The organism is Streptococcus sp. SCPM-O-B-23252 (M501) (assembly GCF_058200355.1).
Window position 1 is genome coordinate 44,183 of the sequence record NZ_JBYQGS010000003.1, and the last position, 18,461, is coordinate 62,643.

General features: G+C 46.2%; 8 protein-coding genes, 1 tRNA gene and 1 pseudogene. 3 read left to right on the top strand and 7 right to left on the bottom strand.

Annotation, left to right across the window (positions count from 1 at the left end; translation table 11 throughout):
* Positions 1-5: 5 nt before the first annotated feature.
* The 4 genes and pseudogenes from AC3E6G_RS07590 to AC3E6G_RS07605 all read right to left on the bottom strand — a co-directional run bounded on the left by AC3E6G_RS07590 (position 6) and on the right by AC3E6G_RS07605 (position 13,710).
* The gene (locus AC3E6G_RS07590; RefSeq protein ID WP_490700762.1) at positions 6-2,435 is read right to left on the bottom strand and encodes an ATP-dependent Clp protease ATP-binding subunit; all 2,430 of its coding nucleotides are present in this window, start codon (positions 2,433-2,435) and stop codon (positions 6-8) included.
* A gap of 7 nt (positions 2,436-2,442) precedes the next feature.
* Complete coding sequence (locus tag AC3E6G_RS07595; protein WP_125335067.1) at positions 2,443-2,901, bottom strand: CtsR family transcriptional regulator; 459 nt, start codon at positions 2,899-2,901, stop codon at positions 2,443-2,445.
* 231 nt (positions 2,902-3,132) lie between these two features.
* Positions 3,133-6,822: an alpha-L-fucosidase gene (locus AC3E6G_RS07600; RefSeq protein ID WP_490700763.1), complete on the bottom strand. Its 3,690-nt coding sequence runs from the start codon at positions 6,820-6,822 to the stop codon at positions 3,133-3,135.
* 105 nt (positions 6,823-6,927) lie between these two features.
* A pseudogene (locus tag AC3E6G_RS07605) lies at positions 6,928-13,710 on the bottom strand (Ig-like domain-containing protein).
* Positions 13,711-13,979: 269 nt separating this feature from the next.
* Between AC3E6G_RS07605 and AC3E6G_RS07610 the strand changes: the two are divergent.
* Entirely contained in the window at positions 13,980-14,450 is a 471-nt protein-coding gene (locus AC3E6G_RS07610) for a COG2426 family protein (RefSeq protein ID WP_490700764.1), read from the top strand.
* Positions 14,451-14,533: 83 nt separating this feature from the next.
* Here AC3E6G_RS07610 and tsf read toward each other — a convergent pair whose 3' ends face one another.
* Both tsf and rpsB read right to left on the bottom strand, forming a co-directional pair.
* Positions 14,534-15,574, bottom strand: coding sequence for a translation elongation factor Ts (tsf, locus tag AC3E6G_RS07615; RefSeq protein WP_125335075.1), 1,041 nt, complete (start codon positions 15,572-15,574; stop codon positions 14,534-14,536).
* 79 nt (positions 15,575-15,653) lie between these two features.
* A complete protein-coding gene (rpsB, locus tag AC3E6G_RS07620) occupies positions 15,654-16,436 on the bottom strand; it encodes a 30S ribosomal protein S2 (protein ID WP_048716695.1) in 783 nt (260 codons plus the stop codon).
* 312 nt (positions 16,437-16,748) lie between these two features.
* Between rpsB and AC3E6G_RS07625 the strand changes: the two genes are divergently transcribed.
* Both AC3E6G_RS07625 and AC3E6G_RS07630 read left to right on the top strand, forming a co-directional pair.
* A tRNA-Cys gene (locus AC3E6G_RS07625) sits at positions 16,749-16,819 on the top strand.
* Between the two features lie 120 nt (positions 16,820-16,939).
* The gene (locus tag AC3E6G_RS07630; RefSeq protein ID WP_490700765.1) at positions 16,940-17,659 is read left to right on the top strand and encodes a hypothetical protein; all 720 of its coding nucleotides are present in this window, start codon (positions 16,940-16,942) and stop codon (positions 17,657-17,659) included.
* Positions 17,660-17,906: 247 nt separating this feature from the next.
* On the opposite strand, the gene nusG is transcribed toward AC3E6G_RS07630, so the two are convergent.
* Entirely contained in the window at positions 17,907-18,443 is a 537-nt protein-coding gene (nusG, locus tag AC3E6G_RS07635) for a transcription termination/antitermination protein NusG (RefSeq protein ID WP_006595435.1), read from the bottom strand.
* Between the last annotated feature and the right edge of the window lie 18 nt (positions 18,444-18,461).

Sequence of the window (18,461 nt, forward strand, 5' to 3'; positions counted from 1 at the left end):
TCCTCCTAGTCAATCGTGAAGTTAAGCTGACCAGACTTGACACCTACCTTGAGGGTTTGCCCTTCAGCCACTTCTCCTCTCAAGAGGATCTCTGCCAAGTAGTCTTCCACCTGGGTCTGAATGGTCCGGCGCAAAGGACGTGCTCCCATCTCTGGATCATATCCGTGAGTCGCCAGCCATTTAAGGGCAGACGCTTGGAATTTCAGAGTAATGCCTTTCTCTGCTAGAGATTGAACCAATGGTTTCACCATAATCTTGACAATCTCATGCATTTGATCACTGGTCAAGCTATGGAAGACAACCTTCTCATCAATCCGGTTGATAAACTCTGGTCGATAGGCCTTCTTCAACTCTTCGAAGATGCGTTTCTCCATATTGGCTTGGTCAAAGCGAATACCCTTGGCTCCAAAGCCAACTGTCTTATCATCTCGTAAAGCGGTAGCTCCCAAGTTTGAGGTCATGATAATAATAGTATTGGAGAAATCTACTTTGCGTCCCTTGCTGTCGGTCAAGACACCGTCATCCAATACTTGCAAGAGAACGTTAAAGATATCTGGATGGGCTTTTTCCACCTCATCAAACAAGAGGACTGAATAAGGTTTGTTGCGGACTTTTTCCGTCAACTCGCCCCCTTCTTCATAACCGACATAGCCTGGAGGGGCACCGTTGAGACGACTGGCCGCAAATTTCTCCATGTATTCACTCATATCAAAGCGGATCAAAGCGGACTCGTCATCAAAGAGGACTTCAGCCAGCGCCTTCGCCAGCTCGGTTTTTCCGACCCCAGTCGGACCGAGGAAGAGGAAGGAACCAATTGGCCGTTTGTGAGACCGAATTCCCGACTGATTACGGCGGATCGCTCGGCTGATACTTGAGACAGCCTGATCCTGACCGATCACGCGCTTATGAAGTTCTGCTTCCAATTCAAGGTATTTCTTAGCTGCTGTTTGGGTTAGTTTCTCCACAGGAATGCCTGACAATTGACTAAGCGTCTTTAGGATATCCTCTTCCTTGACTTCTAGCTGGTAGCCTTTTGGACTGACATCTTCTTTTAGTAACTGAGCAACTTTTTTCCATTGCCCCTTGAGTAAGGCTTGATCAGCAGCTGTCAAGTCGGACTGAAGACCGGCTTGAGGCCCCTTGTTTTGCACGGTCGCTGCCGCCTCATCTAAGAGGTCAATGGCGGAGTCAGGCAAGAGGCGACTGGTTAAATAACGATTGGCATAGACAACAGCTGTCTCAATAGCCGCATCCGTAATATGAACACGGTGGTGACGTTCATAGGTCTTCTTGAGCCCTTGCAAAATCGCAATGCTATCTGCAACAGAGGGTTGCTCAATCAAGACCTTAGCAAAGCGGCGTGACAGAGCAGCGTCTTTTTCAATGTGTTTTTGGTATTCTTCTTGCGTAGTGGCTCCTACGGTCCGTAGGGTTCCACGGGCCAAGGCTGGCTTCAAGATATTGGCCGCATCCAAGGTGGAGTCAATCCCAGAGCCAGAGCCCATAATAGTATGGAGCTCATCAATGAAGAGGATGATATGGCCATCTTCTTCGATATCATTGATGATGTTGTTCATCCGCTCTTCAAAATCTCCACGGAACCGCGTCCCTGCGACAACATTCATCAAGTCCAACTCTAAGACCCGCATCTTAGCCAGCTCCGTCGGGACATCTCCGCTGGCAATCCGTTGAGCCAAGCCCAAGGCTAGAGCGGTCTTTCCGACACCAGCATCCCCGACAAGGACCGGATTATTTTTCGTTTTGCGGCTCAAAATCTGAATCATCCGCGAGATTTCTTGACCTCGACCAATCACCGGTTCCAAACTGCCATTGCGAGCCATTTCTGTCAGATCTCGGGTATAGTCTTCCAAACCACCGCTGGTAGAGGCTGGCATGCCCATCATATTTCCCATGGTTTGACGATTGGGTTGCTGGGCCCGATAGAGCGAACGAATGGCCTTGACAGCTTCCTTGTCCCAACCTGCTCGTTGTTCCAAACTCTTCCGAAGCTCGACGATTTTAATGCCCTCTTCCTGATCATCATAGCGGAAGCCGACATACTCCAATACTTGAGAAGCCAAGGCTCCCCGTTCTAAAAGAAGCGCCAAGAGGACATGCTCTGTTCCAAGACTTTTGGCATGGACTGCCTGGGCAATCTCTTGGGAACGTTTCATGATTTCTTCGACACGGAAAGAAAAAGGAAATACCTCATAGCGGCCATCCCGTTGGTAGACTTGACCCGTAATGTGCTCAGCCGCATCTTGAAAATCATCAATCTGCATAGGATAGTCACTTAAGACGGAACCAGCTACACTATAAGGATTATTGGCTAAGGCTACTAGGATATGCCAGGTATCTAGCGTTTGGGACTCAAAATGACCCGCCAAGATTTGAGCGGCTTCAATCGTTTCTAATAGGGCTTTTGAATAGTTCATAAGGAGATTACATTCCCTTTCTATCGACTTGTTGGATAATTTTTCGTAGGATATTGGCTCTTAAGCGATGGGCTTCACTTCCCAGAACCTCGTCTGTTGTCGTCACTGACAAAAGCTCTGCCTCTCTCTTTGTAAGGAGTTTTTCTTCAAATAGCATTTGAAGGATATCGCCAAAAACAGTCTGACTGATTTGTTCTCCGATGCTTGCGCCAAGCTCTTCTAGCATCTGGTGTTGATCTGAAAATTGGACCTTGCCAATCCGGATGTAACCTCCGCCTCCACGCTTGCTCTCTACGATATAGCCTCGACTTTCGGTAAAGCGGGTCTTGATCACATAATTGATTTGACTAGGAACAACTTGGAAAACATCCGCTAATTCGCTTCTCTTGAGCTCTGCGATGCCTGCTTGAGCCAGTAGCGACTTGATATAGGCCTCAATGCTATCTGATGTATTTTTACTTGCCATGATGCTCCTTTCTAACCTTTTCATTCTAGATAAGCTCTCTGCTTTTCAGAGTATCAAAAATGGTCTCACCATCCATGATGTCATTCTTGACCTTATCTGACTATTATACAATTTTTGCGCCTGTAAATAAAGCAAAGACTACGTCGAGATAGAATCTGAAGACCCCTTGTTGCTAGCCAGAAGGAGGCAAAAAAAGAGGCTAGCTATTGCTAACCTCTTGTAGAAGGGACTTTAGGATTTCCGACGAGCGTATTTCACTCTTCCGCCTAAGAAACCTAAGCCGAGTAGTCCGATCCAAGCTAAGAAACTTGCCTTCTCTGATCCTGTCTGTGGCAGTTTTTCTTGGGACTGCACAGGGTCTGGATTTACGGCTTCTACCACAGGAGAAGGAGGAGTCTCTTTCGAAGCAGTCGGTTTCAAAATTGGAGCAATTCCACTTTCTTTTTTGTCTTCTGGAGGAAGGAGCTGTTTTGTTTCTTGTGAATCTTCACTAGGACTTGTTGGTAGCGGCACTTCGGGAATCATAGGAGCTTCTTCTACTTCCTTCGTCCCGACTTCCGTAATCTGATCCTGGGCCCCCACTTCGACAAAGGCATCGACTTCTGTCCGAATTTCTTTGCCTTCTTCTTGTCGAACCTCAATCAATTTCAATCGGCGTCCGACCTTCCCTGCTTGAAGGATCCGGCTTTCGCCCTTGGCCAAGTCCTTGTTCTCACGTGTTTGACTTTCAAATGGAATTTCTTCTGCTTCGATGAGAAGTTCTGGCTTTTCAAGAACCAAATCCCGAACACCTTCGTCTGGGCGTGTCTGCGTCAGCGGTTCATAATTGTGAACATCTCCTAAGATGGTTTCAAGGGCTTCGACTTGATTAGCTGCAGCAACCAAATCTGGTCGCTCTTGATCCAACAACTGAGTCAAGTCCGTCAATTGTCCTTGAACCGTCGGTTTGAGATCTGCTTTCAAGCGATCGAGAGAAGTAGCCTTGATCTTTTCTACTCCTTCTCTGATGATCTGTTGCAGCTCTTCTTGACTGAGCAACTGACTATCTTTCCCTGATAGGATAAATCGGTCTACCTGGATGGCTCTGGATGATTGAGGGTCATTGAGGGCTGGATCCAGATGCAGACGTAGCTGGTGGTAGCCTTTTGCTAGACCTTGTAGATTGACCAAACTCTGGTCGAGCTTGCGTTGATCTCCGTAGCCACTGAAATAATGATCGCCTTCGATCTCATAATCATGACCACGCCCTTCTTCGAAGGCTATTTCTTTTCCATCCAGAGTGACGCTGTAGAGACCATGGCTTGGATCGACCACTCCTCGGACCTCCACGCCTGTTCCCTTAAAGGTAATGGTCACTTCAATGTGTTTCTTGCCTTCTTCATCGGTCACTTGGTTAAAGCTGGACCAAGATTCTGTGCCATTTGAGAAGTTTGTATTGTCTGTCTCGTGCTGCCAACCCTCACTGTAATGCAGTTTCGGATCTTGGTCATCTACTTCCTTGCGATTTTCTGGCAACTGGTCCTCGTTCATCACTTGGACTGTCAGTTCTGGAATAAAGCCGACCAGACTTCCTTGATCCGGATGGAGCAATTTGACCTTAAAGTCATAGACGTCGGTCGCTTTCCCTGCAAAATCAAGGGTTGGAACTTGGACTGTTTTTTCTGTCTCGCCATCTGCGAACTCAAGGGTGACGTTGGTATCTTTGTAGACCTTGCCATGAACCCCTGTTCCTGGTTCTGTGATCAATTTAAGACTGGCACTTCCTTTAGAGCCACCTTTTCTCTTGACGACGACTTGCGCTGGGTCGCCTTTCTTAACAGCTAGGGTTGGCTGAGCAAACTCAAAGAGACCCTTTTCTTGGTTGTTAAGGGCATAAATCCCTTCCGTTGCGATCGCATCCCCCTTGCTATTGACCAAGGTCAAGGTATGGGATCCTGCTGCCAAGTCCGGTGTTTCATAGACCTTTTGACTGCGTTTGCGGCTTGGGCTTTGGGTATTGACCGTCGCTAGTTTTTGGCCATCGACATAGACATCCATTTCCCCATGACCAGGATCGACAGTTGCGACGACATAGGCCTTGGTGCCTTCAAATTGATAGGTCACCGAAGCTCCTTTCTCCTTGGTCCACATAGAGGTGCCTCGAACGCCTTCTCCCTCTTCATTCCATTGGCCATTGGCCCGCTCAGCAGTCCGGTCAGAATGATAAGTCAAACCAAGCGGATAACCATCGGTTTCTTCAATGCTAGCTGGCGTCTTATAGACAGAGACTCCGTTCAAGATTGGAGTAGCTTGGGCATCGGTGATGGACACCCGGATATAGCGACTATCAACTGGTTGCCCTTTGATCAAACGGCGATATCCTACGGTTGAACCAGCCCCAAAAGGAACCCATTGACCATTCACAGCCACATCAATGTTGAAACCAGAAATCCGTTGGCCTTTCTCGATCGTTTCCTTGAGCTCTACCACATCAAAGTGTTGCTCTTTTCCAAGATCGAGGACAAAAGAGCCGGTCTTGGCATCATCTGCAGGTGCCCAACTGGTCTTTTCATCCCCATCTGTCAAATGGCTGGCTGAATAATGAGCATTGCGTCGTGTCGAGTCAGCTTCGACCAAAGCTCCTGCCGCATAGTCCACACTGTAGAGCTGGTCCAAGGTCTGACGGAATTCTTTCAAACGGGCTACATCGGCATCCGCAAATTTCCCATCTTGATTGGGTGGAATATTAAGCAAGAGCGGGGTTCCACGGCCGACTGATTTGAAGTAAATATCCATCAATTCGCGCAAGGACTTAGGCTCTTGATTGTCATGGTAGAACCAGCCGGAGCGAATAGAAACATCCGCTTCTCCCACTGAGTATTGCTTCCCTTCCGGATCCCCGTGATTGAGATAGCTATTGGATGGATTGTTGCGGATCTTATCTGGATTGACCTTATGCCAAACTGGATCTCCAGCAATTCCCTTTTCATTTCCAATCCAACGAACATTGGTGGGCTCAGCTGAGAAGATGGCAATGTCCCCTTGGGCCTTACGAATGGCATCAAACCACTTATCGAAGGTATAAGTGACTTTTTGAGCCCCATCGCCCCGCGCTCCATCCATCCAGACTTCTACGAACTTGCCCTTGTTTCCATATTTTGGATCTTCAAGGATTTCTTTGAGCTGGTTGAGATAGTATTCATTGTATTGGTCCTCTGTATCCACATGGTAGAGCGGGCTGTGAGCATCCCAAGGCGAGAGGTAGACCCCCATATCCATGTCATACTTGCTGGCAGAAGCAGAAACCTCGGCTAGGATATCGCCTTTTCCTTCCTTCCAACCGCTTTTAGCAATGGTATGGTCAGTGTATTTAGAAGGGTACAAGAGGAAGCCATCGTGGTGCTTGACGACCATGATGGTTCGTTTAAAGCCAGCATCCTTGAGTGTTTTGATCCACTGATCGGTATCCAGATGCTCTGGATAGAAATAATAAGGGTCTTCTTTCCCATCTCCCCACTCACGATCATAGTAAGTATTCATCCCAAAGTGGATGAAAGCTGCTAGTTCTTCGCGGTGGTATTGCATCTGAGCCTTGCTTGGAAGTGGTCCATAATCCGCAATATCAGGCTCCTCATCTAGAGAAGTGGCTGGTTGGCTTGCTTCTGTCCCTTGGCTAACTGCGCGATTTTCTTTCTCACTAGTAGCTGGTGAGGGCTGTTCTGATTCTTCTTGGTGCTCGTTCACAGTTTTCTCCTCCTTTCCTTGATCTCCTGCATTGCTCGTTTCGACCCGTTCTTCGCGAGTTTCACTCCTCTCAGCTTGTTCCTCTGCGTAACTGGTAGTCACTCCTAAAAAACAAGTCGCTACGACTACAGAGCAGACGCCTACTGAGAGCTTGCGAATGCCAAATCGATTTTTCTTATCAACTAATCTTTTTCCCATACTCTATTCCTTTATGTCATCAGGTAAAGAGGGTGGAGACTTTCCCCATCCTCTTTCTGTTACCTGTGAACTTTTCACCGTTTTTTACTAGTTTCTCTAGCTGTTTTATTTGGCCTTATTGGCTCTTTTTTTCTGATCGTCCAGCACAGCACTGGCAAGGCCTGCCGCTAGGATTCCAGCAACGAGGCTTGCGACGCTTTCTTCCGTTCCCGTATTTGGTAATCTACCTTCGGAAACTGAAGTTGCTGAAACTGCTGGTGTTTGAGCTGTTTTCTCGACTTCCTTCCCTGCTGCATCTGTCCCTTCCTGACGCACTGCTTTGACCTCAAGAGATGCTTGAGGAGTTGGGGTAGCTACTGGTCCTTCAGAGCCATGAGGATGTTCTGGGTTCGGAAGCGGTTGTGGTTCTGGTTGTGGCTGCGGTTGTGGTTCTGGCTGCGGCTGCGGCTCTGGTTGTGGAGTATCTGGAAGCACTTCTTTCGTGCCCACCTCTGTGATTTCTGCCACTGGATCTAGCTCTACAAAGGCATCTAGTTCCTTCCGGCTTTCCACACCATTTTCTTGAGAGACTTCCACCAAGCGCAATTTGCGGCCTTTTTGACCTTCTTGAACCACACGTTTCTCACCTTTTGGAAGTTCCGCATTTGGACGTTCTAAGCGTTCAAAGTCCATCTCTTCTGGCTCAATCACCAACTCTGGTTTGGTGTGGACCAGATTCTTGACCCCTTCTTCAGGAATGGCTGAGCCTGTAGGTGCTTTTGCGGAGAGAGAAAGTTGATATACTTTTTCGAGCTTGCCATCTTCTGAGACAACCTTGACAAGCACAGGGGCATTGGCACTTTTAGCATCTACGACCGTAACGGCTGTTCCATTCTTACCTTGTGCCGAAACGATTGGACGTTCTCCCTCATACTCTAGATGATATTCTGTCACATCTGGGTTAAAGCCTTCTAGGTCTTTGCCATTCACTTGGATGGTGACATCAGTTGTTGCCTGGGCCTCTTCTGTTGGAGCATAGGCGCTCAATTCAACGATTCCAATTCCTTTTAGATTTTCATCACGGACCATTCTTAAACGGATGGCTTTGGTTCTAGTTTCATTGAAGCTGAGGTTAGAGATATAACCAGGCTCAAAGGCATAATCCAAGCTATACGGGATTTCTTCCCAGTTAGAGGCCTGGTTAAATGGATGATCTGGAAGATTCTTCAGATTGCCGTAATCATCTGGGACATCAAAGTCTGGACCAATGTAGCGTTCAAGAACAGTTTTCGTTGGCAGACCTGTTTCCTGATCTGCAAAGAAGTCGACTGCTACTTTATTGACTAAGCGCTCTGTTACTTGACCATTTTTCTTGAAGATGAGACCAGCAAACACTTCTGTTTGATCCGGCTCTCTCTTCCAGTTGGTCCAACGGTAGTACTCGTTGTAGCCACCATCATTGATGTAATCGATATAGTCGATTTGATTTGGATCGAGATCGTTGGTTTCACTAGCAAATGCTCTGGTATCCTCTGCATTGTAGTCACGGTTCACAGAGAGGATTTCTCCTGTCTTTTCGGACACCCGGACGGTCAGCTGAGCTGTCAGATCATAGCCAATGACTTTTCCTTCTAACGTGAAGCTGCCTTCATGAGAAAGTGCATCAGCTGGGATAGCCTGCCAGTCCACCGTAAGTTCCTTGCGTTCATAACCTGTGTCCCCTTTGAAGTAGACACCTACTGTAGATGGTAGAACCAGATCTTGACCGACTTTCACAAAACGTCTGCCTGCTTCTACTGCTACTGGAGTAGCTTGTTTCAGTTTTTCTGCATCACTTGTGAGATAGAGGCGGTATTCTTGTAAGATAGTACCATCTTCTGCTTTATGGATGACACGGATTGGCTCACCTTCATGGACGCTTGGCACAACCGTTGCAAGACCGTGATGGCTAGCTGTCGCTTCCACTTGTGGATAAGCCCGATCACGCGCATCGATGTAGTAATCGGTCACACTTGGATTAACTCCTGGTAAAACCTCACCGTTGACACGAATGGTCACCTGGCTCTTTTCTTCTGCCGCCACCTTATTGGCAAAGATCTGAATCTCTGAAATAGAGCTTCCACGCTTGCCTTCTGGTGTCTTCATGCGGATCCGAACGGCATAGGTGTCGACTTTATCAAAACTGAAATGATTCATCTTGCCAGCTGCTACCGGTTCTTCAACGGTTAGGTTGCTGACTTCTTTCCAGTTGGCTGGATTGTTAAATGGATGGTCTGTTTCGTCTTTAACACGATTTGGATTGCTTGGAACAGTTGGGATTTGTTCCCCTGTATAGTACTCAATCACATATTCACTTGGAGCCCCAACGCCGTGGTCTTCATGGAAACCAACATGGAGGTTGTCCACTGCTCGCTTGGTCAAGATACCAGAATCCCCAAACAAGATACCAACAGAATCTTCCGCATTGTCACGGCCCCAGTTGGTCCAACGGTTAGCTGGAGCATCGGTAAAGGAGATGACCTTATCATTGACCTTAGCAACTGGATCCGCATCGTTAGAGTCACTTGCAAAAGCGAGTGGCAAGACTGATCCTGTCCATTGCTCTGCTACGTTGGCCCCCTTGACTGTGTTTGCGGAAACACGAATATGAAGACGGGTTGGAAGATCCGTTCCTTCTACACGACCAGAGAGGACAACTTCTCCTTCTTTGGCCAAGAGTTGCGGATCGACCGCATCCCATGCCACCTTAGCAGTATAGATCTTACCATTAGAGTGATAGGTCCGCACGCTTTCTGGAAGGGCTGGTTTTTCTCCGACTGGAGTGGTGGTGCTGACTTCTTCTACAGCGATAATGCCTTCAACTGTGACTTGGGCTTGGGCTTCTTTTTCCACACCTTCTACATGACCTGTGATTGTAAAGCTATGGTAATCCTTGACTTGATCTGCTGTCACGGCATCCCAGGTCACACGTTTTTCTTTCGGGAATACCTTGTCATACTCGACCAAGACTGTCTCTGGAAGAGCTGGCAAAACATTTCGATCCGTACTAATCCGTACAGGACGCACCTTGACAACCGTCTTTTCTTCAGGATTTGGCGTGATGGTAAAGGTGACTTCTCCCGTTTGTCCTTGGAAGCTAGCTTCTAAATGAACCAATCCTGCTTCCCGTAGTTCCAAACCTTTCTTGCTTGCGACCGCTTTTCCTTGGCTACCAGCTCTTGTCTTCACATCGATTTGATCTGCTTTGAGACTTGCCTGGCTACCATCTTGGTAATGGGCAATGACTTCAAGTGGTACCGTTTGGTCTTCCTTGAGTTCCTGTCCTTCTGGCAGACGCAATTCTAGGCGCTGGATCTGTGGACTTTCTTCTTGGAATTGGATAGCATAGGTCTGGACAGCTCCCGTATCCTGAGCAATCACAAAGATTTGAGCTTTCAAACCATTTTCACGGCTAGCTTGTAGGACCGTCACTTGGGCATTTTCTGCACTTGCTGTGACTTGACCAGGCTCTTGCCCATAAGTCAATGGGCGGAAAATAGTATGGTTGCCACTACCAAATTTTGGAAGGGCTACTCCATCTAGTTGCACGGTTGGTTTCTTAGCCTTGCTGACTGTTCCACCTGCAACCACTAGAGTCGCTTGGACGGTTTCCCCATTGCCTAGGTGTCCTTTCGCTTTCAAGCGAGCACCTGGTGTGGACAACTGATCTTCTTGACCAGCTTCCAAGGTCCATTGATCAACTTCATAGCTAACTGTCCGGCCATCTGTGAAGACCAATTGCACAGTCTTATCCACTGTCGCTAGATCTGCTCCCTGTGGGATTTGTTTGATAACTGGAAGGACTTGTTCCACGCCGATCACATCGACCAGAGCTTCGACCGTGCGTCCTTGAACATGACCTGTCACACGGACTTGGCCAGCACGGCTATAGTCTGCCGCATCCCATTCGACGGCTTCTTCTTGGGCCTTGCCATCGCTATAAACAACAGATACGTGACTTGGAAGTTCAGGATTTTGTCCCAAGTACACTTGAGTCCGAACCGGTTCGACTCCCAAAACAGAGCGTTCTGCTTGGTCCTTCTTACCTGTAAAGAGGCTGACTTGGTCTGATTGCAAGCGGTCTGAGTCTGCATACAGGGTAAAGGCACCTGCTTGCTCAGTCGATTTGACAATGACAACCCCTTTGCCGTTAAAGGCCCGACGTTGCCATGAGCCATCTTCCTGCGCTTTGTAGCGTTCACGGCTGGCTTGTTCCCCATTATCGACACCGACAATTTGGCCTTGGCCATGCAAATGGAAATGCACCAAATTATTGGCAGTTGGGACGACACGACCTGCTTCATCGACGATTTCATAGGTAATATAGGTCAAATCTTTACCGTCTGCCGCAATGGCGTGTTCTTCTTTCAGCAGGCGAACACCGGCTGGCTTCCCAGCTGTCTCGATCTGATCACGTGCGATTACTTCGCCTGCTTCGTTGCGCGCAATAGCTTCTACTTTACCTGGTACATAAGGAACCAACCACTCTAGATAGAGTTCATTCGGATTTGCCCCTTCTTGGTAGGTCCGGCCATCTGCTGTGGTCTTCTTGGTAAAGGTCTTGACCCCTTGTGATTCCCCATTGACAATCAATTCCACACTGTGGGCATTGGAGAAGGCACGAACAGGAATCCGACCTTCTTCATCCATGACACGATTGGCTAATTCTGGATTGTCCCAGTTCCAATGTGGTAAGAGATGAACCATTGGATGTTTCTCAGCCGATACCCATTGACTTTGGTAAAGGTAAAAATCATTCTTTGGAAGGCCGGCAGTATCGACAATACCGAAATAAGAACTTTTCACAGGTGTGTCATTTTGGTTGTGCCATGGTGTTGGCTCGCCGATATAGTCCGTACCTGTCCAGATAAATTGTCCTGCATAGCCGGCATGATCGCGGTCAAAGGTCCAAGAGGCTGTCGCTGTCCGACCCCAACCAACCCGGTCATTGCCATAGTCTGATTGTTCATAATGGCGGTCTTCTTGGTTGCTTCCGACCCACTCTCTTTCAGGATGGTAGTAAGAGCCCCGCGTCCGCGTTGCAGAAGAGGTTTCAGAACCATAAATGAGCCAGTTTGGATGTTTAGCGCGTAGGCTTTCATAGTTGGCCTCTGAGTAGTTAAATCCAACCGCATCGAGCTCTGCCGCTACCTTTTCATGTCCTCCTGATCCATCACCAAAGCGGAATTTATCAGCTCCCATGGTGACATAGCGAGTTGCATCCACTTCCTTGATGGTCTTGACCAGACGACGAACGGTTGCGACAGACTTATCAGATCCATCTGCTTCACCGACTTCGTTACCGATTGACCACATCACAATAGAAGGATTGTTCTTGCCTCGCTCTACCATGGTCCGAAGGTCATAGTCAGACCACTTATCCCCTTTTCGAGCTTCTGGATGCGTTGCATCCTTTTCAAAGAATCGACCGTAATCGTATTGTTTCTTGCCACCATACCAGGTATCAAAGGCTTCTTCTTGGACCATCAAGCCCAACTCAGCCGCAATTTGCAGGGTTTGTTCACTCGCTGGGTTGTGGGTCGTCCGGATCGCATTGACCCCCATGTCCTTCATCTGTTTGAGACGGCGGTATTCAGCCTTGTAATTTTCCTCAGCTCCGAGGGCCCCATGGTCATGGTGAAGGGAAACACCGTGGAATTTCGTAGCCGCTCCGTTAAGGAAGAAGCCCCCTTCTGGTGTCCAGTTGAGATAGCGATAACCAAAACGTTCCTTTTGCACATCGACCAATTGCGAATCCCGATAGACCCGTGTATACAGAGTATAAAGGGCTGGGTTATTGGTTTTGACATCCCAGAGAGTTGGTTTTTCAACATGAAGGGTATGAGACAGGTTGATCTCTTGACCAGCCAAAACGGATTGCACTTCACTGCGCACCTTTTCACTGACCACTTGACCATTTTGATCGACGATTTCGTATTCCGCATACACACTGTGGGCTTGATCATCTTGGTTGACAATACGACTCTTCACAAGAGTATCGACTGCCCCATTCTGTTGTTCTTCTAACTTTGGACTAGTGATGGTGGTCCCATACTTAGCCACATGAACCTTATCCGTCACACTGAGTTTGACATCACGATAAATCCCACTTCCAGAATACCAACGACTACTTGGCTGTTGGTTGACCACATGAACCGCGATGGTGTTTTCACTTCCATCCGCATTCAAATAAGGGGTAATATCATAAGAAAAGGCATTGTAGCCATTTGGATAATGACCCACAAATTGTCCGTTTACATAGACTTTCGAATCCATGTAAACTCCACCAAATTCCAAACGCACCTTCTTATCTAGATCTTTGTCATCCAAACGGAAGGTCTTGCGATACCAAGCATCCCCACCGTTTAATTGTCCCCCTTCATTTTGAGCCGGAGAATTGTGATCGAAGTCAAAGAAGATTGACCAATCATGTGGCAAATCTAATTTTTTCCAGTTTTTGACATCCACCTGGCGACCTTCTGCACCAGGAGCTGCATTTAACTTGAAATACCAGTCCTTATTAAAATCTCGTTCGCGATCTTGCACCATGTCCTCCGCTACTTGTTTTTGATCCTTCGCAGCCTCTTCAGTAGCCCCAGCAGAACGTTCACTTGTTTGAGGTTCCACCTGTGGCTGTTCTACTTCTTTATACTCCTGCACAGGAATACCAACAACAGAATTCTACTGGGTGACTACTACTTTTTCAGCAATCTCATCACCTTCCTCTTCTGCCACTCCTGCTTTTTCATTCACTTGAGCCAGGGCTCCCTGTACTCTGAAAAAAGAAACACCGATGAGGACCGTAAAAGCTCAAACCGTTAGTTTTCGAATACTACATACACTACACTTCTTAAAAAACAACTTAGTCAACAATACCTATAATTTAATAATTGATACAGTAAATATCTTCAAAGTACTCAAAAATGTACCGAATCTCACATTATAACTATACCAAATAATAAAGGTTAAACAAGGGATGTAATGGACAGTCTTTAGTTTGATCAAAAAGAACTATAATTTGTAGAGAATAGATAATATTCTTCGTTTTTTAATTCTGAAATACTAGATTTTTAACTTGAATAGTTGTGAATTTATATAAGATAAGGTAGAATGGAAAGGATGAATTGAAAGGATGACACATGAACTACATTATTACTTTTTTGATCTCCATGATTCCTCTGGTAGAACTTCGTGGAGCTGTTCCCTACGCCATCTCTAGCGGAATTCCTCTTTGGCAAGCCCTCCTGATTGGGGTCGTTGGCAACATGCTTCCTGTCCCTATTATTTTCTTTTTCGCTCGCCATATCCTGGAATGGGGGAAAGATAAGCCTGTTATCGGGAACTTTTTCACTTGGTGTCTCAACAAAGGCCATCGTGGAGGACAAAAATTAGAAGAAGCTGCAGGGGATAAGGGAATCTTTTGGGCCCTACTCTTGTTCGTCGGTATTCCCTTACCAGGAACTGGAGCCTGGACTGGAACCCTCGCCGCATCTATTCTGGACTGGGATTTCAAACGGAGCGTCCTTGCTGTCATGTTGGGAGTTGTCCTAGCAGGCCTCATTATGGGATCTCTCTCGCTCCTCTTCGGACTAGATACCTTTGCGCATTAATAGCAAAAGGACTGAAACATCTGTTTCAGTCCTTTTCATCTTACAAAAAAAGAGGTTTCCATCGAAACCTCTTTTTTTAATTCTTAGTTGTTAAGAGCTGCTGCCATTGTAGCTGCAACTTCTGCTTCAAAGTCATTTGAAGCTTTTTCAATACCTTCACCAACTTCAAAGCGAACAAATTCAACAACTGAAGCATTTACTGATTCAAGGTAAGCTTCCACTGTCTTGCTGTCATCCATGATGTAAACTTGTGCAAGAAGAGTGTAGGCTTGGTCAACTTTCGTGTTGTCCAAGAAGAAGCGATCCATTTTACCTGGGATGATTTTATCCCAGATTTTTTCTGGTTTACCTTCAGCTGCCAATTCAGCTTTGATATCTTCTTCAGCTTGAGCGACAACTTCGTCAGTCAATTGAGCTTTAGAACCATACTTCAAGTGTGGAAGAGCTGGTTTACCAACCATTGCACGGCTTTCGTTGTCTTGGTCGATCACGTGGTTCAATTGTGCCAACTCATCTTTCACGAATTGCTCATCCAATTCTTTGTATGAAAGAACGGTTGGTTTCATTGCAGCGATGTGCATTGAAATTTGTTTAGCAAGTGCTTCGTCTCCACCTTCGACAACAGAGATAACACCGATACGTCCACCGTTGTGTTGGTAAGCACCAAAGTGTTGTGCATCTGTTTTTTCAAGCAAAGCAAAACGACGGAATGAGATTTTTTCTCCGATTGTAGCAGTTGCAGATACGTATGCTGCTTCAAGAGTTTCACCTGAAGGCATTGTCAATGCAAGAGCTTCTTCGTTGTTAGCTGGTTTACCTTCAGCGATGACTTTCGCAGTTGCGTTTACCAATTCAACGAATTGAGCGTTTTTCGCAACGAAGTCAGTTTCAGCATTTACTTCAACTACTGCTGCAACGTTACCATTCACATAAACACCAGTCAAACCTTCAGCTGCAACACGGTCAGCTTTCTTAGCTGCTTTAGCCATACCTTTTTCGCGAAGCAATTCGATTGCTTTTTCGATATCGCCTTCAACTTCAACCAATGCTTTCTTAGCGTCCATGACACCAGCACCAGATTTTTCACGCAACTCTTTAACAAGTTTAGCTGTAATTTCTGCCATTTTGTTTCTCCTATATTTTTTTAAAAATAGGAGAGCCGGGCTAAGCCCCGCCCTCCTAGGTAATTACTATTTATACGAATTAAGCGTTGTCGCCTTCAACAACTTCAACGATTTCTTCGATTGAATCTGCTTGAGTTTCAGTTGCTGCCAATTCAGCTTCAACTGATGCAACTGCATCTTCACCTTGACGTCCTTCGATAACAGCGTCAGCCATTTTCGCAGTGATCAATTTAACAGCGCGGATAGCATCATCGTTAGCTGGGATGATTACATCGATATCGTCTGGGTCAGTGTTAGTGTCGACCATCGCTACAACTGGGATACCCAATTTCTTAGCTTCTTTAACAGCGATTTGCTCTTTGTGTGGGTCAACAACGTACATTACGTCTGGGATACGAGGCATATCTTCGATACCACCCAAGAATTTTTCAAGACGAGCGCGTTGTTTGTTAAGAAGTGCAACTTCTTTCTTAGGAAGAACGTCGAAGATTCCTTCTTCTTCCATGCGTTTGATTTCTTTCAAACGAGCGATACGTTTTTGGATTGTTCCCCAGTTAGTAAGGGTACCACCCAACCAACGGTGGTTGATGTAGTATTGACCTGAACGAACAGCTTCTTCAGCAACAGCTTCAGCAGCTTGTTTCTTAGTACCAACAAACAATACAACTGCGTCGTTTGCAGCAGCTTCACGCATGAAGTCATATGCTTGGTCAGCGTATTTTACAGTTTGTTGCAAGTCGATAACGTGGATTCCGTTACGCTCAGTGAAGATGTACTTAGCCATCTTAGGGTTCCAGCGACGAGTTTGGTGACCGAAGTGTACACCAGCCTCAAGAAGTTGTTTCATTGAAATTACTGCCATGAGTAAATTCTCCTTTTTGTTTTTTCTCCTCTCCCAGACGTCAGCTTGCAACACGACCACAAGGGCAACGGTGCCACAATGGTTCCAGGATGAGTATTTATTGCTTTACGCAACTTTATTAGTATAGCAGATTTAGAAGCTTTTTGCAAGTCATTTGAGAGAAATTCCTAGACTTTCCTGCTTTTCTTCAGGGCTCTCCCTCCTTCCTTTATGTTTTTCTGCACGATTCTCATTCTTTCCCTTTCATAAGCCTTTTGTCCGAAATTTTTTCTTGACCTTATCTGATTTTTAAGATAAAATAGAATATGTTGTGGCGGTATAGCCAAGTGGTAAGGCACGGCTCTGCAAAAGCTTGATCGTCGGTTCAAATCCGTCTACCGCCTTCACAAACAAATATCAACGAGCCCAGCAATGGGCTTTTTTGATACCATCACTTGATTGGACCGTACCAGCGCTTCTTTGCGAGCGATTCTGTTCTCCACTCATGAAAGGAAAAGATAATTATGAAAAAAGTTACCTTATATGCTCTCAGCATCCTCTCATTGGCCATGCTGGCTGCTTGCCAACCGGCTGCACCAGAGACTCACCAAAGAAAACCTCTTGTGAGCAGTTCTAAAAAAACCTCTAAAAGCTCTAAGAGTTCTAGAAGTTCATATTCTAAAAAGTCAACCAGCAAAAAGGATTTTTCATCAGGCTTCAGTAAGGATGATTCTTATAGCTCTTCAGACTCTAACACGCGCGAGGATCCTAATTATACAATGAGCTTGATGGACCAAGGAGAGTCACTGGAAGCTATCGGGGATATCCCTGAAATGCCAAAATGGGCCGCCTTCAAAGAGATTAAAGTGGAAATCCTTGTCGGGAATGAAGCCCTTGCCCCTACTACAAAAGATGAAGCCATCAGCAAGTTAGGTCCTACTGATTCCTCTTCTGGCAATGATGGTTACTGGCATGGAGATGGCTCTGCTATCTTGATTGATTTTAATGAAAAAGGTCAAGCCACTAACAAAATTGCCACCTTGCCTAACTCTAAAAAGGTGACGAATCTCAAGGATATTCAACCTGGAATGACGGCTAAAGAAGTAATTGAAAAGCACGGCCGTCCAGAAACTGTTTTCGTCTTTGGCTACGCGACTATCTTTACTTGGAAAGGTGAAGACGGGAAAGACTACTCTGTCGGTTTTGACAAAGAAACAGTCTTCCAAGTCTCTGAACCTGCATAAGAACCCCTTCTCAACAAACACAAATCCTCCAAGACCAGCGTCTTGGAGGGTTTCTTTGAATAAGGGGATGGGACAAAAGTCCTAGCCTCTCAATTGCCTTTAAATTGTCGAGCAAGACGCAGTGGTTGAGTGGGCTCTACTACGCTGATTTCATCAGCTTTTACAGCCCTACTCAACTGTGCGGAGGTGGGACGACGAAATCGAATTCTAACGAATTACCGATTTCTGTCCCACTCTCTTTCATTCCTTACAATTCTGCGATTTGATTGAGGTTGACTTCTGCCACAGTGTCATTTCCAAACATGGTGATGATCATTTTCACCTTGTTGTTATCGATTTCTGTGATCTTACCAGTGTAATCTGCAAAGGCCCCATCGATAATGCGTACAGTATCTCCCACCTTCACATCAATGTTGAAATCTTGAACTGTTTGTCCCATCGAAATCAAGATGTTGCGGATTTCATCTTCCAAAAGTGGAGTTGGTTTTGAACGGTTCCCGTGAGATCCCACAAATCCAGTAACGTTTGGTGTGTTCCGAACGACAAACCAAGCTTCATCGGTCATGACCATTTCTACCAAGACATAACCAGGGAAGCGATTTTCTTCGATTTCTTTTGTTTTCCCATTCTTCTCAATTTGCACAGTTTGAGTAGGGATTTCCACACGCAAGATGTTTTCCAACATATTATATGTTTGTGCGCGTTGAAGAAGGTTTTCCTTCACTTTGTTTTCATATCCTGAGTAGGTCTGTAGGACAAACCAGCCTTTGTCAAAACTATCCATTTTTGTTTCCTTTCTTAT